We start from the raw sequence: 23,697 nt of genomic DNA, 5'->3' as shown, positions 1-23,697 counted from the left end.
TCTTTAATTACCTGCCAGGACTCTTCAACCCACGACGCTCAAGGATTTGCCGCACTTCAGGGCTAGGGGCGTAGTTATAGCCGTAAGAGGAGTTCTCTGAGTCATCCATAATCTGAGGTGTAAGCAACACAATTACCTCTTGACGCTGGTTCTGTCGGTTTGTACTTCTAAATAGCGAACCAATCAGTGGAAGATCACCTAAGATAGGAATTTTGGAGACAGCTGTTCGGTCTTGGTCTTGAATTATACCACTCAGGATTAGTGTTTGACCATCTCGTAAGCGAATTAAGCCAGAAGTAAGAGAGCGCTCAGACACTAAAATAATTTGTCCATTTCCTGTATTTTCTGAGCCTGAAGGAGCGCTGACAGTAGGGGCAACCGATAAAGAAACGAACCCATTATCATCAATCCGCTCAATTTTTACACTCAAGGTTAAGCCAACTTTTTGTTTCTCAATTGTTCTTTCTGTCCTAGAACCACCGGAAGTATCCGTTGTTTCGAGGGTTATATTTCCCACTACTTCTTGAGTCAGATTGACCAGAGCCTGCTGACCTTCTTGGACAATTAAGGTTGGATCGGTCAAAATCTTAGCATTGCCATTTGTAACCTGAGCCTTCAAACTAGCGAGAAGACTTTTGGTAAACCGATATGGTGATGTAATAGTGCTAGTGACATTATTGATGATCGGTGTACTACTCAAGCTATTTCTCGCTTCATCACTGGTAGCTGGTCTGGCACCCCCAAAATTCAGAGAGGCGACACCACCATCATTGCTAAAGTAGTTGTTACCAACCCCAAAAGAAAAGCTAGTGTTGTAGTCCTGAATATTCGAGAGGTTGACATCAATAATCTTGACGTTGACTACCACTTGACGACGGCGGATATCAAGCTGAGTTAGTTGAGCCATCGCAATCTCAATCAGTCTAGGAGGGCCAATTAAGGTCAGGGAATTGGTGCGCTCGTCTCCTAATGCCTGTAAACCTCTTAATAATGGACTAGAGTCTTGAAAACTAGCACGTTGGGTTTCCAGTTTGGTTTCTGTGGTCGTCTGAGTTTGGGTGATGGGAGCAGCGGCAGTACCCACGGCTACGGCACTAACACTGGTAACTAGTCGTTCGCGGCTGACGGCACTTTCTGCTCCTAAGCCAACCAAAAAATTTAGTGCGGTTCCCACTGTCACCTGATTGAGTCGCAGGTTACGCATAACCATGTCACGTGTTGCATTAGGTAGTTTAGCCCCAACAAAAACTGTACGACCACTACGGTTAGCTTCTAAACCGCTGAGGCGCAAAACGTAGTTAAATACATCTTGCACTGGCTCATTTTCTATATCTAAAGAAATAGTTTGAGAAACTGCTGGTGCATTAGCACCGCCACCTGGCTGACCTCCACCAGCTTGCTCTCCTCCCACGTAAGCTAAGTTCAAACCAGCAGCACGGGCAAGCAATGACAAAACCTCACGTACTGGGGCATCTCGCAGTACTAGCCGAGGTACACGTTCCTGAGTTGCTAAGTCAACAGTGCTAGGAGAAGCATCGGTAGCGGAAATAGCAATATCTCCCACTGGTGGGGCGACGGCTCTAGGTAAGAAAGGTGGAGCCTGACTCAGAGGTTGACCTGGCCCAGCAGCTTGTGCAGGTTGTCCGTCAATGGTGACTTGCGGGTTAGGAACGAGAACACCTGGATTTTGACCAGGTTGGGCTGGAGTCGTAACAGGTGGTGCTGTGGATGTTGGGGCTGTTGGCGTTGGCGCTGATGCTGTAGTGCCTGTTGAAGGGCTAAAGCTGAGTGTAATCCCATTTTGCGATCGCATCACAGGTTGACTGCCAGGTGCATCGTTGCTGCCAGTTACCGTCACCCGAATACTATTAGCATCAAGCTGACTAACCTCAACAGAGGCAATTCCTGGTGCTGGGTTATCTTGACGAAAACTATTACCTTGTGGTAATCGTAATTGAGTGTTGATAACATCCGCGACTAAAGCCTTGCCTCTTTTTGTAGTGAAAACTTGGGGGCGCGACCCAGAAGAAGTTTTCAAAGCAACGCTAATTCCACCATTAACTGGAGTTAACTGGACATTAGTAACTTGACTAATTTGTGCCCAAACTGGTTGAGCCGCCAAAAATACAAAAGCGGCAGTACCTAAAATAAAACTATTACCGTGAAGCTGTTTCACAGTTCATTCCTCACCTTATAAAACCCTGTTTACATACAATTTTGAGTAGGCAGTTAGAAACCGCACGCCAATTGCTTATGGGGTTTCCCCATTGGTGCTAGCCTCTTCCTGCGGGAGAAGACCACGCTTTGACTACACGAGACTTTACCCACCTACCCTGCGGGAACGTCAACGGCGAACGTGAGTTTCAAAACCCTCAATTTTTCCTTAGTCTGCGGAAAGGGTTTGTCTACGCTTGTGTAGCCGCGAATTCTATATTCGTCCTAGCTCTAATTTGACTACTTTTTCGGAGCAGCTTTAGCTGCTGCGGCTATTGCTTCTGGACTAAGTGGCATCAATACCTGTAACTGGAATGATGTATTAATCGCTGCTGGACCAACCTGCATCGGCGTTTTGTCTAATGGGGATCTTGACTCTACTGGAGCCAAAGTTGCTTGATAATCTTTAACTATTAACAAAGGCTGTAACCGCTCAATGTTACGAATTATCGATTGTGTTTGTTCATAAGTTGCTGTAATCTCGGCATTAATACTACTGCGTTGCAGCTTGCCGTCAACCAGTAGTCCTAGACTTCCATCGGTAATCGGTTCTGGTTTTTGGGAAATTGGCACAAATTTCTTCAGTTTGGCTCTTACTGCATTCATAGAAGTTGGAGTATTGCCAGACTCAACTAAGCGGTTCAAATCCAATAGCAATGTATCTAAGGTTTTTTCGTTAGCAAATAAACTTAAAACCTGAACTTTTTGCTGCTTTGCTTGTGCTAGTTCGTCTTTAACTTTGTCAATCTGTTTGATATTGGCTTTTTTTTGCTCAATTTGCCCTTGCAGTTCAGTGCTTTTGGCTTGCTGCTGCTGATAGCTTTCCCAAGCTGGCATCAGCAGGTTTAACACTATATAACCTGCTCCCGCTAAACCAGCTACCCCCACCAAGATTCCAATAATTTTTGGTGTGAAAGCAATACCAAATACTACAGGTGAGGCTGGCGCTGCCTGATCGAATTCCCCACCTTGTTCGGCAAAATTTAAATCATCACTCAGCGTCATTTTGAAATGACTCCTGTTTGTTGCATATTACGAATTCGAGTTACTAACCCCACTGTGCCTTTTTTTTCTAACTCTCGAATTAATTCCGACGCTGGAACGTCGTTCATGCTCGATTGAATAGTGTATTTAACTACTTGAGGTGGCTTAATAATTACATCAGTAGAAGATTGACTCGCACTTGCTGTTAAGGGAGCCTCTACTAAAGTTGCTGTCAGAATTCTGGTTTCTGTGGACTTCAAAAACTGAGACTGTTGTAAACTTAATAAAAAATCATTGACATCATTAAAAGAACGAGCCAATCCGTTAATTTCTAATCCCCCTGCGGGATTATTTGGTGGCTGACCTGCTGCTGCTGCAATGGGTGGGATTTGCTTGATATTCTCGATTTGCACTGCGCTTGGGATGCGATCGCGCAAATCTTGCAGCATGGCTGACCAAGGACGAATCTGGTCAAATACAGTTACTAAAGCTTGGGTTTCACCTTTAATTGCATTTGTCTCGGCTTTGATTTTGTTCAGATTTCCTATCTCTGTATCTAACCTCTTGCTTTCTTGGTCTAGTTGTGCAATCTGACCATCTAATTCAACAATCTTCCCTTGCAGCAACCACCAACTAACTCCTAATAAAGCCGGAAGACCTATACCTACTGCAACTCCCACATACAGTAGTGTCAAATCCCCTGTAGGAAATTTTAGAGCTATTCCTCCCTTTCTCTCTGGCTTTTTCTGGAATGCTGGGCGGTCTTTAAGAAAGTTAACATCTAGGCTGTACATTTTGTTACACCTCCCGCATTCCTAGACCGAGTACAATCGCCAAGCCAGAGCGTTGTACCTGTGGATATTTATCAGTGTCAACTTCCAAAGATAAAGACCCGATTGGATCTATTTGGGTAGTTGGCAAACTCAATCGTTGAGTAAAAAATTCATCTAGCTGTTGAAGTCCACCTCCTGGCCCAGCTAATAAAATCTGCGCTACCTCCAAATTTTCACTTTGGTTCAGGTAAAAATCGATGGAACGGCGCAGTTCATCCGTTAGTTCTCCCAAGACTCTCAATATGGCAGCCATGCCAGGATCGAGTTCGGTAACGCCAGTTTTACCGCCGTCTATGGGAGTTGCAGGAATAACCATTCCGTGTAACAATTCCATATCTCGTGATGTAGGTAAGCTCATTGCCCTTGCTAAGGCAGTTTGCATTTGATAAGTCCCGATGGGGACTGTGCGTGAAAATTGCGGCACTCCGTTAACGATGATGGCGATTTCTGTACTGTCGAACTCGATATCAACTAGTACTGCTGCTTCTTGCGGGCCAAATTGTCGCAGTTGTTCGCGAATAGTCCGAATCAGAGCAAAACTGTTAATTTCTAAAACATCAATTTGTAATCCTGCCTGCTCGAAGGTACTTATATAGGTATCCGTGATCTCCTTGCGGGTCGCCACTAAGAGTACGTGTACTTTTTCAATGCCATCTTCATCTACAAAATACCCAAGTTTCTGATAATCTACATCAGCCTCTTCACGAGGATAGGGTAAATACAAACCTGCTTCATGGTTCAGCACCATTTCTCGCAGTTCTTTGTCGTCTAACTCTGCTGGCACTGGTATAATCCGAACGATAGAATCTCGTCCTGGTACACCGGTAGCAACGTGAGAAGTTTTGATTTTGCTCTCAGCTAGCGCTTGCTGGATTAATTGCGCCATTGCTGGAGGGTCGCTGATTTGACCATCGATAACTATCCCTTCTGGAACTGCTACCGATGTATAGATTTCTAGTTTCAAGCCTTGACCCTGCTTGCGTAGCTGAACAACATTTACCCGTTCGGGAGCAAGTTCAATGCCTACCCCTTTTTTCGATTTGCCAAACAGACTATTGAAGCTTTTTACCACAGTTGTGCCCGCTGGACTGCTAAATTGAAAATTTAAATTTGTTGCAGTAAAGGCGTTATATATTACGTCTTTACGGGTAATTTATTTAGCCTATAATCTCAACAATTCTGTCTAAGCTTTTCACACCGATCAAGCGTAAAAATACTGGGAAAATGATTCAATTGCGAAAATTTAAACAACTTGTTGCTTTTGTACTGCTTGGCTTATTAACCAGTTGGATTGTAAGTTGCAGTACAGGTAATGTTAATACAAGTACAAAACAAGCTACTTCAGGAGTGGGAACTGTTGAGTTTTGGACAATGCAACTCCAACCTCAATTTACCGACTACTTCAAAAGCCTAATTGCGAATTTTGAATCGCAAAATCCAGGTATAAAGATTAACTGGGTTGATGTACCTTGGGCGGCAATGGAGAACAAAATATTAACAGCTGTCTCCGCAAAAACGCCACCTGATGTAGTCAACTTAAATCCGGGTTTTGCTTCTCAACTTGCCGGACGAAATGCCTGGTTAGATTTAGATACGAAAGTCCCAAATGATGTACGTTCCTCCTATCTGCCGAATATCTGGAAAGCAAGCACGCTTAATGGTAAGAGTTTTGGGATTCCCTGGTATCTCACCACACGGTTAACCATTTATAACACTGATTTATTAAAACAGGCAGGTATCAATAAAGTCCCTGCAACCTACGCAGAATTGGCACAAGCTGCGCAACAAATTAAAGACAAGACGGGTAAGTATGCCTTTTTTGTGACTTTCGTACCGCAAGATTCTGGTGAAGTGCTGGAATCTTTCGTACAAATGGGAGTCACCTTAATAGATGCTGAGGGTAAAGCAGCGTTTAATTCAGCACAAGGAAAAGCCGCGTTTCAGTATTGGGTAGACTTGTATAAAAAAGGTTTGCTTCCTAAAGAGGCTTTAACCCAAGGACATCGCCACGCGATCGATTTATACCAATCTGGAGAGACTGCATTTCTAGCTTCTGGGCCAGAGTTCCTGAAAACGATCGCTAATAATGCCCCAAAAATTGCTCAAGCTTCGGAAATAGCACCTCAACTCACTGGTGATACAGGTAAGAAAAATGTCGCGGTAATGAACATAGTTATTCCCCGCGATAGCAAACAACCAGATGGGGCTGTGAAATTTGCTTTATTTGTCACCAATGACGAAAATCAGTTAGCCTTTGCTAAAGCTGCAAATGTCTTACCTTCTACAATCAAAGCATTGTCTGATACTTACTTTAAAGATGTTCCAGCTAATGCTTCAACAGTAGAAAAAGCGCGAGTTATTACTGCTAAACAACTACAACAGGCAGAAATATTAACCCCTACTTTGAAGGATTTTAATAAACTGCAAAAGGCTGTTTATGAGAACTTGCAAGCAGCAATGTTAGATCAGAAGACAGTAGATAAAGCTGTAGAGGATGCGGCGCAAGAGTGGAACAACAGATAAATTCGTAATTCGTAATTCGTAATTCGTAATTATGATTTACGAATTATATTGGTGGTTGATAAAAAATCGCCTACTAAATAAAGGGAACCACACAAAACGATTAAATCTTCTGTGGTAGCGGTTATGGTGGCGGCTTCTAGTGCTGTGAATAAATCTGGATGGATTTGGCGATCGCTTAATTCGGGACAGAGGCTGTAAGCTAGGTTTGATAGATAGTCTAGGTCAGCGGAAGTTCTACCGGGCCACGGTTCTACTGGTATTGGCACTAAATAAAGGCGATCGCCTGGTCGCAGTAATGCAGTAAAAATATCAGTATGATCCTTATCGGCAAACATTCCCATAACCCAGTTTATGGGTTTGGGGTTAACTGCGTCTAAGCTATCAACATATTGGCGGAGAACTTGGGCAGCGGCAGTATTATGAGCGCCATCAAGTAATACTTTATGGTTTTTCCAAGTAGTCCATTGCATCCGCCCCGGCCATTTAGTTTTGGCCATGCCCTTAGTTATGGCTTCTTCTGAAATCTGCCAACCCTGTTGTTGGAGAATTTCTAAAGCAGCTAAAGCCAAAGCCGAATTAGTTAACTGAATTTGTCCCGCTAAGGGCAAAGGGTATTTAATTAATTTTGAACTTTGAATTGTTTGATATTGTGCCCATCCTGTAGCGATTTCACGGGCGGGTTGAGGTGTAAAAATTGGGCATTGTAATTCTAAGGCACGCGATCGCACCACTTTCTCTGCCTCTGGTGGTAATGGTCCAACCACAACAGGGCATCCAGGTTTAAGAATACCTGCTTTTTCTCTAGCAATATCAGCGACGGTAGGGCCAAGTTGTTGCCAGTGTTCCCGACTAATGGAAGTAATAAGTGTAACGAAAGGTTCCAAGCATACATTGGTAGCATCTAAGCGCCCTCCCAGTCCGACTTCTACCACAGCCACATCAACTTGTTGCTGGGCAAAATATAACCAAGCGGCCGCCGTAATTACTTCAAACTGAGTTGCCGATTCGTCACCAGCACGAATAACCGCTTGGACTTTTTCTAATAATTGGCTTAATTCCTCAGAGGAAATTGGCTGTTCATTCAGACAAATACGTTCCGTCCAATCAACTAAATGGGGTGAAGTGTAGCGTCCTGTACGATAACCAGCCTCTGTGAGTACCGAGGAAAGATAGGCACAGACTGAACCTTTGCCATTAGTGCCAGCAACATGAATTACCGGGACTTGATGATGGGGATTGCCGAGATTTGCCAATAGATTGACAATGCGATCGAGTCCTAAATGGACACCAAAGCGTTGCAGGGGTTGTATTACAGAATCGATATCCAAGGTAGAGAAATGGGGGATGAGGGAGCAGGGGAGCAGCACTTCGGCTACGCTCAGTGACCAAGGAGCAGAGGAGCAAGGGAGAAGTTGCAGTCAGTTTTTCTCCTCTGCCTCTTGTACCCCATGTCCCATTAATCGATATGAACAAAACCGACTGCCTCTGTGAAGATAAACAGTCGGTTAAAAATGATGATATTGAGCCTAATTTAAGCTTCTCTATCCAAAAAGCCTTGAATTTGTCTTAAAGCCGCAGCGCCAATATTAAACACTGCCCAGCTAGCGGCAATAACAACTGGTGCTAAAACGATCGCTATACGAAAATCGATATCCATATCTAGAACCCCTCTCTTAAGTAGAAATTAAAGTTTTGTCAACTAGCTCTCATTTTTATTTTTAGCTGAAGTGGGCAATTTTTCCAAATACAAATGTAAAGAATGTTTAATTTATGGGGTATTGGGGATTGGGAATTGGGGAAAGGGAAAGGGGTAAGGGAAAAGGGTAAGGGGAAAGGGGAAAGATTAAATTCATTCCTTTTCCCTTTAACCTTTAACCTTTTCCCCTGCCCGCCTGCCCGCCTGCCCCTCTGCTCCTTGGTCACTGAGCGTAGCCGAAGTGCTGCTCCCCTGCCTCCCCACTCCCTACTATTAAGCCTTGCTAAAACCAATATCAGTACCCTTACCAGCATGAACTAAAGCTAACTTTTGGTAACGTTTAGCGTGTTCAATCAGTTCTGCGGCTTCAACATCTGTTACTTGCCGTAACACTTTACCTGGAATACCGACAACTAGGGACAAAGGCGGTACATTTTTAGTTACCACTGCGCCAGCACCAATAATGCTACCAGCGCCCACTCGTACCCCGTCTAAAATCACTGCGCCAATGCCAATCAAACTTCCACGCTCAATGTAAGCAGAATGTACTACAGCACGATGCCCTACGGTAACATGATCTTCTAAAATTGTTGGAAAACCAGCATCACCATGTAAAATTGCACCATCCTGAATATTTGTGCATTCGCCAATTTCAATCCGTTCTACATCTCCCCTCACCACTGCTCCATACCAAATGCTCACTCCTGTTGCTATATTTACCGAACCCATAACAACAGCATTGCTCGCAATGAAGGCAGCTTGAGAAAAATCAGGAGATGTCCAGTAAGAAGCGGTAGACACGATAGAATATGAATATGGTACCCAGGAACACTGGAGAAACTCCAACCTTTGAGGCTGGTTGCACAACCAGGATATCACAGCGTCAAGCCTCTACGCTGAGGAAAACACTAGTGACAATGTTCCTGCCGCAACACCGTGTTTGTGCAGCAGTGAGCAAGNNNCCCAAAGTGGTTGAGCCGAAGTGTATAATCCGACCCACTAGTGCTGGTGAAGACAAAATTATGTTTGTACGCACTTCATGATGAATCCAGGTTTGCAGTACCCGATGTTTGGGCCGGAAATACAGTGTCCCCATTGTCGCCAGACTATTCCGGCGCTGACACTAACAGATACCTATTTGTGCCCTCGTCATGGCGCGTTTGAAGCTAATCCTAAAAATGGAGAGTTAATCCATTTGCAATCGGGGCGTCATTGGCGGAGGTGGAATAATGAATGGTATAGACAACATACTCATCCTGATGGTATTCGCTTTGAAATTCACGAAGCATTAGATAAGCTCTATACCCAAGGCTTTCGAGCAACACGAGTAATTATTGCTCGACGCTATCAGGAATTGATGAGTGGCTACTTAGAACGCAGCACGCCTTGGCGTTCTGGACAACCAGAAGCTACTGCTGCGCGTTTGTACGGTTTACCCGTGGAGTTTAGCCCCGATACTTCAGAAGATGACTGTTGGGAAGTGATTAATTTTGACTTGGAAAAAGAGCCTGGTGTCCCTGTACGCTACCCTTATTTCAGGTTGTTTGAGTAAAGTTAGGAGTTAGGAGTGAGGAGTTAGGAGTTAAATTCAATTTAGAACTCATAACTTACAACTCCTAACTTTTGTTATGCACCACGCTTCTATTCGGACTGCGAATATTCATCGAGCGATCGCTTTCTACGAACTTTTAGGGTTTACAATCTCAGAACGCTTTACCACAGGCTACACGCTAGCTTGCTGGATGGAAGGATTGGGCGGCAGAATTGAACTGATCCAAATTCCCGAACCAAAACCAGCCCCAGATGCCTTTGCTGACGAACATTATGTGGGATATTATCATCTCTCGTTCGATCTAACTGAGATGACACCAGATTTACCTAGCTGGTTGACAAATTTGCAAGAACGTGTATTGGTAGCTACTGAGAGTCAAACCGAAGGATTAGAACCGTTGAAGGTGCTTTTAGAACCGACACAACAGCAAATAGGCGATCGCATTTACGAAGTAGCTTTCATCGCCGATACCGATGGTTTACCTCTGGAATTCATTCGGGTTTTAGCAAAACTCCCGTAATTTAGCTTTTTTATGACCTTTGTTGCTAATATATTGTTTTTCTGTATTGTTACTGAAGTAACAGATTTTTTTGCCAGATTAAAGTGTAGTCACTCTCCAAAATAACTATGTAACTTAATTTACAGATAAATCTGCTAAATACATGTATGGATTTTCCAAATTTTATTCTAAATTTTATAAATATCCCTTGCCGTTATTACTTTTAAGTTTATGGCTAGTAGCTGTTTTTTTGTTGAGCGATCGACCCGCTCATAGTCAACATACTGTTATATCTACTAACAAAGAAAAATATCAGTCAACCTTGCTAGCAAAAAGAATAATGCCCTCAACACTGACAGAAAATGTCCGCAAGACAGTGCTGGAGAATGGTCTAACTGTCCTGACAAAGGAAGTGCATACTGCGCCAGTGGTGACGGTGCAGGTGTGGTACAAGGTTGGCTCACGCAACGAAGAACCGGGGGTGAATGGCATTGCCCACCAATTGGAACACATGATGTTTAAAGGCACAAAAAACCGTCCAATTCAATTTGGACGTTTGTTTAGTGCTTTAGGTAGTGATTCCAATGCTTTCACCAGCTACGATCAAACTGCATATTACGGTACTGTGGAGCGAAACAAGCTGAAAGCGCTCTTGGTGCTGGAAGCAGACAGAATGCGAAATTCCCAGATTGAGCCAGAGCAATTAGCCAGTGAAAAGCGGGTAGTAATTTCTGAGTTGCAGGGTTACGAAAATAGTCCAGAATATCGCCTCAACCGCGCTGTCATGCAAGCGGTGTTTCCCAATCATGCTTATGGGTTGCCTGTAGGTGGCACCAAAGCTGATGTCGAGAAATTTGAAGTTGAGCAGGTAGAAAAATATTACCGCAATTTTTACAGTCCCGATAATGCTGTCTTGGTGATTGTGGGAGATTTTCAAACTGCAAATACTCTGGAAACAATTAAAGAGGTGTTTGGTAAATTACCCAGGCAGGAGGCAGGAAGCAGGAGGCAGGGAGCAGGGGGCAGGGAGCAGGGGGCAGGGAGCAGGGGGCAGGGAGCAGGGGGCAGGGAGCAGGGGGCAGGAGTTATTTCTCCCTCATCTCTATCACTCAGCACTCCCATAATATTGCGAGAACCGGGAGCAGGGAGGCTGTTACAGGCGGTGTATCCGTTACCGGATGCAAATCAACCTGATGTCCCGGCGCTGGATGTGATGGATTACATCTTGACAGAGGGACGGAATTCTAGACTTTATCAGGCATTGGTGGAATCAGGTTTAGCTAGTGAAGTTACAGCATCCGTCACCAGTTTGCGAGAATCTGGCTGGTATGAAGTATTGGTGACGGCTGGAGCTAAACAAGATTTGAAAAAAATTGACTCAATGTTGAGTAGTGCGATCGCCAATGTAGCAGAAAAAGGTGTGACATCTGAGGAAGTAGAACGAGCTAAAACTCAACTAATAGCAGATGTAATTTTGAGTAACCGTGATATCACTTCTCAAGCAATGCGATTGGGCACTGATGAGACAACCGTTGGTGATTATCGCTACACAGACCGCTATTTGGCAGCTGTTCGTCTGGTGGAGCCGACGGATGTTGTTGCTGTGATTAACAAATACCTGACGAAAGAAGCGCGGACAGTAGGATTTTTTGAACCAACCCAGAAGCGGCTAACAGAAGTTACTGACAAACCACACTCAGCCCAAACTACAGAAAATTTTTCTCCTGGCGCACCTGTGCTTTTTTCTGAGGTAATAAAATACTTACCACCCGTGGATTTGGCTACAGATACGATTGCCCAAGTCTTACCCCAGGAATTTAAATTGACTAACGGATTGCGGATATTACTGTTACCCGATCGCAGTACTCCCACCGTTACCTTGAGCGGTTATATTCAAGCTGGGACGGAATTTGATCCAGAGAATAAAGCTGGATTAGCTGCTTTTGTGGCAGATAATTTGCTAAATGGGACTAAGAGCAAGGATGTTTTAACTATTGCTAAAGTCTTAGGAGAACGAGGGGCAAGTCTAGACTTTCAAACCTACCGCGAAGGCGTACATATCGAAGGTGATAGTCTATCAGATGATTTGCCGATACTCCTGGAGATATTAGCAGATGTTGTGAAAAATAGTAGCTTTCCAAGCCAAGAGTTGGAACTGCATCGCCAACAAACTTTAACTGATTTGCAACAGGAATTAGATGAGCCATCAGAAGTAGCCAGAAGAGTATTTGTTCAGTCAATTTATCCGAAAAAACACCCCTTACATACCTTCCCCACAGAGGAGAGTTTACAGCAGATTCAGCGCCAGGATGTGATTGATTTTAAAGCTAAACATTATCGTCCAGATACAACAGTGCTAGCGCTGGTGGGAGATTTTGATCTAGACAAAGTGCGATCGCTGATTAAAAATAAGTTTGGAGACTGGGAAGTTAGCGGAAAAGCACCCACATTAAAATATCCTCCGGTGGCAATGCCACAGAAAATAGTTAGTGTCAACCCAGTTTTACCAGATAAAGCCCAAGCTGTAACTTATATGGGTTACACAGGCATTAACCGTTACGATCCTCGATTTCATGCAGCTTTAGTATTGAACCAGATTTTGGGAGGCGATACCTTATCTAGTAGACTAGGTGCAGAAGTGCGCGATCGCCAAGGTTTGAGCTATGGAATTTATAGCTCTTTTCAAGTCGGAAAGAATGTAGGGACATTTTTGATTGAGATGCAGACTAGTCCTGAAGATAGCAGTAAAGCGATCGCTAGTACCCGCCAAATGCTACAGCAAATCCATCAACAAGGCGTCACGGCGCTGGAAGTAGAGACAGCTAAACGCACCCTCATCAGCAACTACAACGTTTCCCTGGCAAACCCAGAGGAATTAACAGATAGAATTCTGATGAATGAGGTGTATGGACTAGATAAAGTAGAATTGCACTCCTTCACTGATAAAATCCAGAAAGTCACCCTTGCCGAAGTTAATCAAGTGGCTCGTGAGTTACTCCACCCAGATCAAATCGTAGTCGTTACTGCTGGGCCATCTGTGTTAGCAGAAAAAAGTATTAGGTAGAGATGTGCGATTCGTTGATTAGCAAATCACGGTAATCAGTCCGTAAATAACTAATCCAGCCCGACAGCAGATTACTGTCACTAAAGGCTGAACTCTCGGTCAGATGTAGGTGAAAGTCCTACCATTCAGACTCAGAATTGACTCCTTACCTGCCCACACCGAACAAGCTCGGTTCTTGTAGAGTGAAGCTGGGAACAGGGCGCAACCAGACGACTCGTTGCGGGTTGACACTGGCGCTAACAGGGAGTTCCCACGGTGAAACAGAGCCTANNNAAGNNNCCTACCNNNAAGCGGGGCGCAACACAAAAAACCCTGACTTCATTGGAGATTATTCCCGCGCATCACTTTTCTAGAAGCGGCAAGAGTCCAGGGAATCCAATGGTTGAATTGGCTACACCTAAAGGAACAATCAATCTCTCCGAGGGAACGAATAAAAACGAATTGTGGGTCNNNGGGCGGTCGAACCCCAAAGTAGCCCAGACGAGCGGAGGAATCCCCACAATTCGGGTAGGACAGACCGTAATTGGTCTGAGGTGTTCAGAATACACAAACTCTCGAAGAGAAAATGATTAGACACAGTAGACATACTAGTGAATCTTGGAGAGCTTTACCGTGGAAGAAATTCCGCCGTAACCTTTTCCGCCTTCAAAAGCGCGTGTACAAAGCGGTTCAAGTTGGAGACAAGCGGAAAGCTAGGTCACTCCAAAAGCTTATTCTAAAATCCACCTCGGCTCGATTTCTTGCAATTAGACAAGTATCTCAGCTAAATGCTGGTAAGAAGACGGCTGGTATTGATGGTAAGAAATCCCTTTCATTTGAGGAACGCTTCAATTTAGAAGAACTACTGAAAATGAATAGCGGAAATTGGAAGCATCAAGGATTACGGGAAATCCCCATCCCTAAAAAGGACGGGACAACCAGAATGCTTAAGATACCAACCATCGCGGATAGAGCTTGGCAATGCCTCGCAAAATATGCACTCGAACCAGCGCACGAAGCCACCTTCCACGCTAGGAGCTATGGGTTTAGAACTGGGCGCTCTGCCCATGATGCACAAAAGTACATCTTTAGCAACCTAAGCTCAAACGCTAACGGAATAGAGAAACGAGTTATCGAACTCGATATCGAGAAGATGCGTGCGCCGTGACAGTTAACGCGGTATCCCCAATCAAATTGGGAGAGATTAAGAAGAACATCTCTAAGTCAACCAACTTACCTAGAGTCGAAAGACAAAAGGAACAACCGCATGTTGGTAAAGCCGGAAATAGAGAGAAGGCGTTAAAACTAGAGTCCGGCAAGACTTGTGTGACAGGGTGAAGGTTAAACTACCTGAAGCCTAATTCTGACGGTATATTCGATTGCCTATTCCTACAACGCCTAACAGGAATAATCGTTTGTGTGTAGTTTTAAACATTTGAACCACACAACTTCTTCAAACGGAGTCAGCCAGCGATGAGATGGCTTAACGAATGAATGGGACACCTAAATCACACTACTACGTATCGAGTTAATAAAGCGCGGGATGACTTACGGGGGCGACCCCTATGGTTACAGAGTTCTCATAGTAGTCCGAGAGCGGGAAAGCCGCTTACATGGCAAAGGAGAACAGGTATTCTTCACACTTATATCGGGAGGTACGCGAGATGCGAAACGCCGAAACGGTTTTAAGTGTAATCCGAGACAGAGGAAATCGTGGTTTACCTCTGGATGATGTCTACAGGCAACTTTTCAATCCTAACCTGTACCTCTTGGCGTACAGTCGCATTTACAAAAATAATGGGGCAATGACGCAAGGAGTTACATCAGAGACTGTGGATGGGATGTCCATCAAAAAGATTGAAAACCTCATAGAAGATATTCGCTATGAACGTTTTCGATGGACACCAGTACGGCGAATTAATATTCCCAAGAAAAATGGGAAAACGCGACCACTGGGCATTCCCACTTGGAACGATAAATTGGTTCAGGAAGTAATACGTTTGATATTAGAAGCGTACTACGAACCCCAATTTTCTAACAGCAGTCATGGTTTTCGACAAGAGCGTGGATGCCATACTGCATTAACAGTAATAGACCGCACTTGGCAAGGAACCAAATGGTTTATTGAAGGAGATATCCGTGGTTGTTTTGACAATATAGATCAGAAAATCTTAATGTCAATTCTCCGTGAGAAAATCCAAGATAATCGATTTTGAGATTGATTGAAACCTTATTAACGGCAGGTTACTGTGAGCAATGGAGATACCATTCTACACTGAGTGGAACGCCACAAGGGTCGATTGTCTCACCCATACTCGCAAATATTTACCTTGATAAGCTAGATAATTTTGTCGAACAGACAGTCATTCCAGAATATACACGAGGTAAATGTCGGGCAGAAAATCGAGAGTATTCAAGGCTCGTAAAACTTGCTTGGTATTACAGGAAAAATGGACAATTCGATAAAGCGCGTCAACTGGAGATTAAATACCAGAAAATGCCCTCCAAAGATGTCCGTGACCCAGAATACAGAAGGCTAAATTACGTCCGCTATGCTGATGATTTTCTACTTGGTTTCATTGGTTCACTTCAAGAAGCAAAAGAAATTAAGGAAAAACTAAAGACATTCCTAGCCGACAATCTTCAGTTAGAAATGTCAGCAGAAAAGACCTTAATTACTAATGCCAGAAATGAAGCAGCGAACTTCTTAGGTTACGAAATCTTAGTTCAATATTCCGACAATAAGCATACCAATGGTAAACGCTCACTTAATGGAATTACTGCACTAAGAATCCCAGCAAGTTTTGTAGAAGGAAAATGCGCTCTTTATATGAGGAATGGCAAACCCATTCATCGTCCTGAGTTAATAAATGACGATGATTTTACTATCATTAACATTTACCAATCAGAACTCAGAGGCTACGTACAATTCTACAGCCTTGCTCAAAACATTGCATGGCTCCGTAAACTCCAATGGGTTATGTGGAGTTCGTTAATGAAAACCCTTGCCTGTAAACACAAAACTAGCGTAGCCAAAATCTGCGCCAAGTACCAGAAGACGGTAAAACTTCCACAAGGAAGGAGAAAGTGTGTTGAAATAACCGTCCCAGTAGAAGGTAAGAAACCCTTGGTAACTCGTTTCGGGGGCATACAATTAAAACGCAACTTAAAAGCAACCATAGAAGATTTGCCACGAGTGCGAAAACCCGCGTTCAGAAATGAACTGATTAAACGGCTTCTTGCTTCGGAATGTGAGATTTGCGGGGCAACAGGTGATATTGAAGTTCACCATATTCATGCCCTTAAAGACCTCAAAATTAAAGGCAAGAAAGAAAAACCGCAATGGATGCAAATCATGTCCGCACGTAGAAGAAAAACTCTCATGGTTTGCCCTCAATGCCATGATGCAATACACGCTGGTAAACCAATATCTCAACAAGTCTCGCGATAACAGAGTACTGGAGAGCCGTGTACCTGGAAACTCGTAAGCACGGTTCGGAGGGGGCTAGTTAGAAAAGGAGCCAAGGCTTGGAAACCTCGCTAGCTAGCTACCCACTTTCGACAGGATTAACCACTCAGCGATAATGGATGAACTCATCGCTCCCAAAGGCTTAAAACTCGGTATCTACCGATGCCTCAAGACTGGAGTAAACCCAGAATTCCCCGAACAGGGTACACCTCAAGGGGGAGTAGTTAGCCCATTACTAGCCAATATCGCACTCAACGGGATTGAGAGTATACACAGATACCAAACTGAAGGGTGGGCAAAAGGGACAATGAGCGAACCATCAGTCCGATACGCGGATGACATGGTTATTATACTTCGCCCCCAAGATGATGCGATAGAAATACTTGAAAGAATCAGCGAGTTCCTCCGCAAACGCGGAATGAATGTAAGCCAAAAGAAAACCAAAGTTACCGCCGCGACAGATGGGTTTGATTTCCTCGGCTGGCACTTCAAAGTGCAGAGCAACGGAAAGTTCAGAAGTACTCCCTCAGTGGACAACTTCAAAGCATTCCGTAAGAAAGTAAAACACATCGTCAACAACTCGAATTATGGTGCTGCCACAAAGGCTGAGAAATTAGCCCCGGTAGTTAGAGGTTGGAGAAATTACCATAAGTTCTGTAAGATGGACGGGGCTAGAGACTCGTTATACCACATCGAAACAAGAGCAAAAAAGGTATTTAACAAGGAAACCAAACTAAATCGCTACTCCAGTAAGAAATTACTAGACAAAGCATTCCCAGCAGTTCCCTACTCCGAACACAAACACGTCCCTGTCAAAGGAACTAAATCCCCCTATGACGGAGATACAGCCTACTGGAGTGAACGTAACAGTAAACTCTATGACGGCGAAACCTCTAAAGCTCTTAAGAAGCAAAACCATAGATGTGCTTCCTGCGGTTTAAAATTCATCGATGAGGAACGGGTTCACCTACATCACATCGACGGAAATCATGCCAACTGGAAAAAGAATAATCTTGAAGCAATTCATGAGAGTTGCCACGATTACAAGCACATGAGCAAAAGCACAAAGCTAAGAACATCGGAAGCTGGGTGCGGTGAAAGTCGCACGCCCAGATTTAACTGAGAGGTGCGGGGAATAATATCCCCCATCGACTCAACCAAGGCACTGGGCATGGATAATATAAAGAATAGGTAAAGTGGTTTTCCCGCTACCTATTAGTTATTCTTGCTCATCAGCATTGCCTTTTGAGAATTAGTGATGAAAATTTATAACTGTTTTTACGAAATTGCAATTAAATCCCTTCGTTTCACAATTCCTACTTGGGTACAAATATTACGGCGTAACTACGTGATATTAACGTTACTCCTAGCTCTAAATTTCATCGCTGCTACTCCAGCAATGGCAGCGAATAAGTCTTTTGATTTGCTCAAGCAACCAGCTACAGAAATTACAATTAACTTGGGTAATGCGGCTAACGAACTCAAGTTTGAGCCAAATCATTTGGAATTTGAGGTTGGTAAACGCTATCAACTACAGCTTAATAATCCCAGCCAACTGAAGCACTATTTTACTGCTAAAGATTTTGCCGATGGCATCTGGACACAAAAAGTTGAAGCAGGGAAAGTAGAAATCAAAGGAGCCATTCACGAACTAGAACTCAAACCCGATGCTGAAGCCGAATGGGTATTTGTCCCCCTAAAATCTGGTACTTATGGCTTACGTTGTACAATACCGGGACATACAGAAGCAGGTATGACTGGAGAGATTGCCATCAAGAATTAAAAATAATTGAGCTAAATACAACATTTCATTAAGGTGATTAAATTCTCTGCGTACCTCTGCGCTTAACTTTGCGCCCCTACCCTACGGGAAGGCAAAGCGCCTATGCGTTTAAATTTCAACCCTCAATTCATCACAATTTTAGATAAAACTGTACTAACTCCCATAGTGTTAAATTATAGATATTATTTCTCAATTAATCTAGAGAAAGCATTCATACCTCAGCGTCAGAGCCACCAGTAATTATTAATTTCCTATGAACATTTTCAGTAACTTACTTTCTCAAGCCACTCAACCTGCACCTGCGAAAAAACAGCGCCGAGGAATTGAGATCAAATCGCCACGTGAAATTGAAATCATGCGGCAATCATCGGCAATTGTCGCAACTGTCCTAAAAGAAATTGCCGAGCTTGTAAAGCCAGGAATGACCACGGCTGATTTGGATATTTATGCAGAAAAACGTATCCGCGAAATGGGTGCAACACCAAGTTTTAAAGGATATCACGGTTTTCCCGGTTCTATTTGCTCCAGCATTAATAATGAAGCAGTACATGGCATTCCTAGCCCCAAAAAAGTGATTCGCGTTGGGGATGTATTAAAAGTAGATACAGGCGCTTATTACCAAGGTTTTCATGGTGATTCTTGCATTTCAATTGCTGTCGGTGAAGTGACGCAAGAAGCTGCTAAATTAATTCGTGTAGCAGAAGAAGCTTTATATAAAGGCATTGAGCAAGTCAAGGCTGGTGTATACCTACTTGACTTAGCTGGAGCAATTGAAGATCATGTGAAATCTAACGGTTTTAGTATAGTCGAAGAATTTACTGGGCACGGTGTCGGTCGTAACCTGCATGAAGAACCTTCAGTATTCAACTACCGTACTCGTGAGATGCCAAATGTTAAACTCCGGGCGGGGATGACGCTGGCAATTGAACCAATTTTAAATGCAGGTTCTAGACACACGCGGACATTATCTGACCGTTGGACAGCAGTCACTATGGATAATTCTTTGTCGGCTCAGTTTGAGCATACAGTTTTGGTGACAGAGACAGGTTATGAGATTTTGACTGACCGTTCTAAGGTGTAACTGTTAGTTGTAATTATTTGTTTTTGAAAGAGGTAAAGCGTCAAAAAAGGGCGATTTGCCTCTTTATTTTTTTTAATGTAGAGGTTAGCAAAGGTAAGTGAAATTATCCTAGACGATGAAATTTATTACGGATAAGATAAGAAAAACACTCGTATTTACTCAAAAATGGCAAGTTTTTTTGAACCTATACCTCACATTTCTTTTGTTGCATTTTATCTGTGGATTTCGACTCTTAATTTGTTACCAATAGCAAGCGCTGCAACTCCCAAAAATGCTGACAGGCAAGTAATTTGCCAAGCCAAGAAATTAGGACATGATGAAGCGCTTTTCTTATACCTAAGAAAACCGCAAGGAGAATTTGAAGATGGAGGTGCAATTAATTTATATGAAGACGCAAAGTTACAAGTACTAGCTAAAGGTATTCAAAATTGGATTTACGTTAGCGTTATCGATGCAGATAGTCCTAAAGAAAAAGGTTTAGAAGGTTGGATGCGTAGTAGCAGCCTAAAATGTAGTGGTAATGTAGCTCAGGTTCAGCCTGCACTTTGCGAAGTAACTGGGTTGCAATCAGGGCAATTAGCTTTACGTGCTACAGCTGGTGGAAAGTCAACAACAGGTTTAGATAATGGCAACAACATCACATTACTTAAACCAGATATTGTATCACTCCAAGGTCGCCCAACACCTTGGGTTGAAGTGCGTGTTACTAATAGCCCAAACAACAGAATTTTAGGAAGAGAGGGGTGGATTAATTCTGAATACATACTTTGCTATAGCCAAGAAAACAATGATGCAATAAATTATCCGTAAAATAGCTGTAGTTTTTAAGGACATCCCTCATCTGTTCGAGAACTGCTATATACTAATCCTATCTAATTTGCAAAAATTCACGGTGTCCAGATACCCGACTTATTTAAGAAGTCGGGTATCTAATATTTAACGAATGATTTTAGTACTGGTATATTTGACTGATAGCTGCATAATTAGTTTTATAAATAGGAAGCATTTCTTTAGCCTGTACAGAAACAAAAGTACTCTCTGGAATCGCTTGTAATAAATTTATTGCTTGCTGCCATTTATCTTGTGCTTGCTGCCGACTTAGTTGTGAATGAGGTGAATTTCGCACAAATAAATTAGCTTCCATTGCTAGTTTTTGGGCTGACTCTAAGTTTGCTAAAGCTTTCTTTTCAATCAACACTCTTTGACTGATAGATTTATAGTTAATCTGATAGTAAGCCAATTTATTCTTTGCTTGGTCATAAACTGATGTCTTGTGAGGAATGCTATCTAACAAGATGATTGCCTGATGCCATTTGTTTTGTGCTTGTTGCCAGACTTTTAGAGGATGCGGTGGCTTTTGAACCAAAGAAGCAGCCTCCATACCAAGTTTTTGAGCAGATTTAAAGTTGGTGATGGCACTTCCTTCTTGAGTTAAACTTAGACTTTGTTCTCTAATTTTCAAACTACCAAAAGTTAAGATTAATAAACTTGAAGTTATAATCAAAGCTGAACGTAATATTGTTGGTGTTAAAAACTTTGATAATATCCCTATTTTCTGGCTAATAATTGCTTCTTTACTACTTTCCTGTTCAATCTTTTTCAAGGCTTGTTCTGCCTGTAGACTTAAAGTATCACCCTGAATAATTAAAGCAGCAATTTGTTCTTGGAAAGAATCACAATCATTGAGAATATCTGTCAATTCTTGAAATTTTCCCTCACTCGATATAATTAATTCGTGGTCATCGTCTAACCACTCTAAAGCGAAACCAGATTTACCATAAAAAGCTGAGACACCTAATAAAATATTTAATAAGCTGCGACTATTTTTAATAGTATCAAAAATATAATTTAATTTTTGCTGTAACTGTAATAGTTGTTTTTGACAATCGCTAATTTTTTCAATTTGATGTCTTAAAATATTAGCTTTACCCCAGCCTAAGTCAAGTTTAAAAATATTATTAAATATTTTAAATTCTTTGGGAATACTTAAATTAATAATATCAGAATTAAGTTGATTTACTAATTGAATATCACTGAGAATATCAGTAGCTATTGCTTGCAAAAAATAACCCCATTCAATCCAAACATCAATTTTTGATTGTAAATCAGTTAATGAGATTTTAGTTTCTGAGTTACCAAATTTTTCTGCGATCGCTGGATCGACTAATCCCAAATTAGGTATAAATAAAGTAGCTACGCTCAATCTAGGAAGTGTAGCGATCGCAGAATTATTGATGCGATCAAATTTCAATTCTTGAGCGATTACTTTTTTAATATTCCGTAACCGTTCTTGAGCATTATTGATTAGGATAATTTGTTCCATTATTTGATTAGAATCGCCAATAGTCAGTTTTAAATTCTGAATTAGTGTTGGCAATTCACTAACAAGTATTTCTAGGTTAGCCATAAATACCCCTTTAGGGATTTGTCGAAAGTTTATGCAAAACAATTAAAATGGCTTGAGTAAGAATACAACCACGCCTATTGCATCTGAGCATCCTAAATGAGTCACAAATCTTAGGAGCTATAAAATGTATAGTTCCCGGAAATCCTGCTAAAGTAACAATTTCAGTTTAAAAATCCCAGAGAAAGACAAAATTACCCATTCACTAATCTATGAATGAAGTTGATTTAGCATTTACCCCAGCACTAGAGTTGGCGCAATTAATTCGTCGCCGGGAAATATCACCGCTAGAGTTGGTAGAAATATATTTAGAACGGATTGGGCAATTAAATCCTCAATTAGGAAGTTATTTTACGGTAACGGCAGAATTAGCGATCGCAGATGCCAAAGCCAAAACAGAATTATTAACAACTACCTCAGAACTACCGCCATTTTTTGGCGTGCCAATTTCTATTAAAGACCTCAATGCTGTAGCGGGTGTTACGTGTACTTATGGAAATCCGGCATTACTGAACAATATCCCTAATTATGATGATGGTGTTGTAACGAGAATTAAGCAAGCTGGATTTACTATTCTTGGTAAAACAGCCACTTCCGAGTTAGGTTCTTTTCCTTACAGTGAACCTGCGGGTTTTCCCCCAGCCAGAAATCCGTGGAATTTAGAATACACCCCTGGCGGTTCCAGTGGTGGCGCGGCGGCGGCGGTAGCGGCGGGATTGTGTGCGATCGCTCAAGGTTCTGATGGTGGTGGTTCGATTCGGGGGCCTGCGGCTTGTTGTGGTTTGGTGGGAATTAAACCATCCAGAGGCAGAGTGAGTAAAGCACCCGTAGGCGAACGCCTCGCTGGAATTGCCGTCAACGGGCCAATCGCCCGGACTGTCGCTGATGCTGCTGCCCTTTTGGATGCCATATCTGGCTACATGACAGGCGATCCTTACTGGTTGCCAGATCCCGAACCATCATTTCTCGCCGCAACTGGGACAAAACTCGGCGCTTTGCGAATTGCCTTTGACACTAGTATTTCTCCTTTGGGAGAAGCTGACGCCAACTGTCAGCAAGGTGTCCGCCAAACAATCCAGTTATTAGAACAACTTGGCCACCACGTTGAACAAAAATCCCCAGATTTTAGCGGTTTAGTTGAACCATTTCAAATCGTTTGGCAAGCTGGGGTAGCTGCATCAGGACTTCCTGTTGAAGCCTTGCAGCCATTGAATCGCTGGCTATTTGCACGTACAGGTTCCGTTGGAGAATACCTGCAAGCAGTTTCCCAAATGCAGATAGTGGCACGGCAAATTGTGGCGTTTTTCGATACCGTGGATGTGCTGGTATTGCCAGTTTATCTACATTCACCTATCCGCGTTGGGGAATGGGCTTCGCTCAGTCCAGAAGAGACATTCCAAAATATTATTGAGTGGGTTGCCCCTTGTCCGCCTGCAAATGCAACTGGACAACCTGCGATCGCAATTCTTGTCGGCTTTGACAGTAAGGGTTTACCCATCAGTGTGCAGCTAATTGGTAAACCTGCCGCTGAAGCCACAATCATCAGCCTAGCAGCACAATTAGAAGCGGCTAACCCTTGGATTCATCATCGTCCAGCCTTTGCAATATCAGGCTAA

Annotated in this window: 18 protein-coding genes and 2 pseudogenes; 12 read left to right on the top strand and 8 right to left on the bottom strand. The window is 42.9% G+C overall.

From position 1 onward, the window contains the following. Positions 1 to 7: 7 nt before the first annotated feature. From QUD05_RS09415 to pilM, 4 genes are all read right to left on the bottom strand, one after another. Complete coding sequence (locus tag QUD05_RS09415) at positions 8 to 2,176, bottom strand: secretin GspD/PilQ domain-containing protein (protein ID WP_289795823.1); 2,169 nt, start codon at positions 2,174 to 2,176, stop codon at positions 8 to 10. Between the two features lie 278 nt (positions 2,177 to 2,454). Further along, a complete protein-coding gene (locus tag QUD05_RS09410; protein ID WP_289795822.1) occupies positions 2,455 to 3,219 on the bottom strand; it encodes a pilus assembly protein PilO in 765 nt (254 codons plus the stop codon). Then, positions 3,216 to 3,992 (bottom strand): PilN domain-containing protein, encoded by a 777-nt coding sequence (locus QUD05_RS09405; protein ID WP_289795821.1) that lies wholly within the window; start codon positions 3,990 to 3,992, stop codon positions 3,216 to 3,218. Before QUD05_RS09405 ends, QUD05_RS09410 begins: the two co-directional genes overlap by 4 nt. Positions 3,993 to 3,996: 4 nt before the next feature. Beyond that, positions 3,997 to 5,103, bottom strand: coding sequence for a type IV pilus assembly protein PilM (gene pilM / locus QUD05_RS09400; RefSeq protein WP_289795820.1), 1,107 nt, complete (start codon positions 5,101 to 5,103; stop codon positions 3,997 to 3,999). Positions 5,104 to 5,255: 152 nt separating this feature from the next. On the opposite strand from pilM, the gene QUD05_RS09395 reads away from it, so the two are divergent. Next, a complete protein-coding gene (locus tag QUD05_RS09395) occupies positions 5,256 to 6,554 on the top strand; it encodes an ABC transporter substrate-binding protein (RefSeq protein WP_289795819.1) in 1,299 nt (432 codons plus the stop codon). A 29-nt stretch (positions 6,555 to 6,583) separates the two neighbouring features. Here QUD05_RS09395 and QUD05_RS09390 read toward each other — a convergent pair whose 3' ends face one another. The 3 genes from QUD05_RS09390 to QUD05_RS09380 all read right to left on the bottom strand — a co-directional run bounded on the left by QUD05_RS09390 (position 6,584) and on the right by QUD05_RS09380 (position 9,051). Then, entirely contained in the window at positions 6,584 to 7,882 is a 1,299-nt protein-coding gene (locus tag QUD05_RS09390) for a bifunctional folylpolyglutamate synthase/dihydrofolate synthase (RefSeq protein ID WP_289799931.1), read from the bottom strand. Between the two features lie 203 nt (positions 7,883 to 8,085). Further along, the gene (locus QUD05_RS09385) at positions 8,086 to 8,211 is read right to left on the bottom strand and encodes a photosystem II protein Y (RefSeq protein ID WP_099101230.1); all 126 of its coding nucleotides are present in this window, start codon (positions 8,209 to 8,211) and stop codon (positions 8,086 to 8,088) included. Positions 8,212 to 8,523: 312 nt separating this feature from the next. Further along, on the bottom strand, positions 8,524 to 9,051 hold the full coding sequence (locus QUD05_RS09380) for a gamma carbonic anhydrase family protein (RefSeq protein WP_289795818.1): 528 nt from the start codon (positions 9,049 to 9,051) through the stop codon (positions 8,524 to 8,526). Between the two features lie 241 nt (positions 9,052 to 9,292). Between QUD05_RS09380 and QUD05_RS09375 the strand changes: the two genes are divergently transcribed. From QUD05_RS09375 to QUD05_RS09330, 10 genes and pseudogenes are all read left to right on the top strand, one after another. Further along, positions 9,293 to 9,802, top strand: coding sequence for a TIGR02652 family protein (locus tag QUD05_RS09375; RefSeq protein ID WP_442937507.1), 510 nt, complete (start codon positions 9,293 to 9,295; stop codon positions 9,800 to 9,802). Between the two features lie 76 nt (positions 9,803 to 9,878). Next, positions 9,879 to 10,322, top strand: a complete 444-nt coding sequence (locus QUD05_RS09370) for a VOC family protein (protein ID WP_289795817.1) — start codon at positions 9,879 to 9,881, stop codon at positions 10,320 to 10,322. Between the two features lie 142 nt (positions 10,323 to 10,464). Next, positions 10,465 to 13,365: a M16 family metallopeptidase gene (locus QUD05_RS09365; RefSeq protein ID WP_289795816.1), complete on the top strand. Its 2,901-nt coding sequence runs from the start codon at positions 10,465 to 10,467 to the stop codon at positions 13,363 to 13,365. A gap of 565 nt (positions 13,366 to 13,930) precedes the next feature. Further along, a pseudogene (locus QUD05_RS09360) lies at positions 13,931 to 14,497 on the top strand (reverse transcriptase N-terminal domain-containing protein); the annotation flags it as partial. Between the two features lie 511 nt (positions 14,498 to 15,008). Next, entirely contained in the window at positions 15,009 to 15,560 is a 552-nt protein-coding gene (locus tag QUD05_RS09355; protein WP_289795815.1) for a reverse transcriptase/maturase family protein, read from the top strand. Next, positions 15,557 to 16,795 carry an HNH endonuclease gene (locus QUD05_RS09350; protein ID WP_289795814.1) on the top strand — a complete coding sequence of 413 codons (1,239 nt, stop codon included), beginning with the start codon at positions 15,557 to 15,559 and terminating at the stop codon, positions 16,793 to 16,795. The genes QUD05_RS09355 and QUD05_RS09350 overlap by 4 nt, the downstream gene beginning before the upstream one ends. 106 nt (positions 16,796 to 16,901) lie before the next feature. Continuing rightward, positions 16,902 to 17,936, top strand: a pseudogene (locus QUD05_RS09345) (group II intron reverse transcriptase); the annotation flags it as partial. Between the two features lie 135 nt (positions 17,937 to 18,071). Then, positions 18,072 to 18,596 carry a plastocyanin/azurin family copper-binding protein gene (locus tag QUD05_RS09340; RefSeq protein ID WP_289795813.1) on the top strand — a complete coding sequence of 175 codons (525 nt, stop codon included), beginning with the start codon at positions 18,072 to 18,074 and terminating at the stop codon, positions 18,594 to 18,596. A 253-nt stretch (positions 18,597 to 18,849) separates the two neighbouring features. Then, positions 18,850 to 19,677 (top strand): type I methionyl aminopeptidase, encoded by an 828-nt coding sequence (gene map, locus QUD05_RS09335; RefSeq protein WP_289795812.1) that lies wholly within the window; start codon positions 18,850 to 18,852, stop codon positions 19,675 to 19,677. Positions 19,678 to 19,842: 165 nt separating this feature from the next. Beyond that, entirely contained in the window at positions 19,843 to 20,487 is a 645-nt protein-coding gene (locus QUD05_RS09330) for a hypothetical protein (protein ID WP_289795811.1), read from the top strand. 139 nt (positions 20,488 to 20,626) lie between these two features. On the opposite strand, the gene QUD05_RS09325 is transcribed toward QUD05_RS09330, so the two are convergent. Next, entirely contained in the window at positions 20,627 to 22,084 is a 1,458-nt protein-coding gene (locus tag QUD05_RS09325) for a hypothetical protein (protein ID WP_289795810.1), read from the bottom strand. A 209-nt stretch (positions 22,085 to 22,293) separates the two neighbouring features. Between QUD05_RS09325 and QUD05_RS09320 the strand changes: the two genes are divergently transcribed. Then, a complete protein-coding gene (locus QUD05_RS09320; protein WP_289795809.1) occupies positions 22,294 to 23,697 on the top strand; it encodes an amidase in 1,404 nt (467 codons plus the stop codon).

The sequence above is a fragment of the Nostoc sp. GT001 genome (assembly GCF_030382115.1).
Taxonomy (GTDB): domain Bacteria; phylum Cyanobacteriota; class Cyanobacteriia; order Cyanobacteriales; family Nostocaceae; genus Nostoc.
Note: the sequence above shows the minus strand (reverse complement) of the source record. Positions and strands in the feature narration are given on the sequence as shown.

Bases quoted from the DNA above. Each gene is read 5' to 3' on its own strand.
- QUD05_RS09410 (WP_289795822.1), bottom strand. From the start codon at position 3,219: ATGACGCTGAGTGATGATTTAAATTTTGCCGAACAAGGTGGGGAATTC.
- QUD05_RS09320 (WP_289795809.1), top strand. From the start codon at position 22,294: ATGAATGAAGTTGATTTAGCATTTACCCCAGCACTAGAGTTGGCGCAA.
- QUD05_RS09365 (WP_289795816.1), top strand. From the start codon at position 10,465: ATGTATGGATTTTCCAAATTTTATTCTAAATTTTATAAATATCCCTTG.
- QUD05_RS09395 (WP_289795819.1), top strand. From the start codon at position 5,256: ATGATTCAATTGCGAAAATTTAAACAACTTGTTGCTTTTGTACTGCTT.
- QUD05_RS09370 (WP_289795817.1), top strand. From the start codon at position 9,879: ATGCACCACGCTTCTATTCGGACTGCGAATATTCATCGAGCGATCGCT.
- QUD05_RS09405 (WP_289795821.1), bottom strand. From the start codon at position 3,992: ATGTACAGCCTAGATGTTAACTTTCTTAAAGACCGCCCAGCATTCCAG.
- QUD05_RS09340 (WP_289795813.1), top strand. From the start codon at position 18,072: ATGAAAATTTATAACTGTTTTTACGAAATTGCAATTAAATCCCTTCGT.
- QUD05_RS09330 (WP_289795811.1), top strand. From the start codon at position 19,843: ATGGCAAGTTTTTTTGAACCTATACCTCACATTTCTTTTGTTGCATTT.
- QUD05_RS09385 (WP_099101230.1), bottom strand. From the start codon at position 8,211: ATGGATATCGATTTTCGTATAGCGATCGTTTTAGCACCAGTTGTTATT.
- QUD05_RS09375 (WP_442937507.1), top strand. From the start codon at position 9,293: ATGAATCCAGGTTTGCAGTACCCGATGTTTGGGCCGGAAATACAGTGT.
- QUD05_RS09325 (WP_289795810.1), bottom strand. From the start codon at position 22,084: ATGGCTAACCTAGAAATACTTGTTAGTGAATTGCCAACACTAATTCAG.
- map (WP_289795812.1), top strand. From the start codon at position 18,850: ATGAACATTTTCAGTAACTTACTTTCTCAAGCCACTCAACCTGCACCT.
- QUD05_RS09355 (WP_289795815.1), top strand. From the start codon at position 15,009: ATGCGAAACGCCGAAACGGTTTTAAGTGTAATCCGAGACAGAGGAAAT.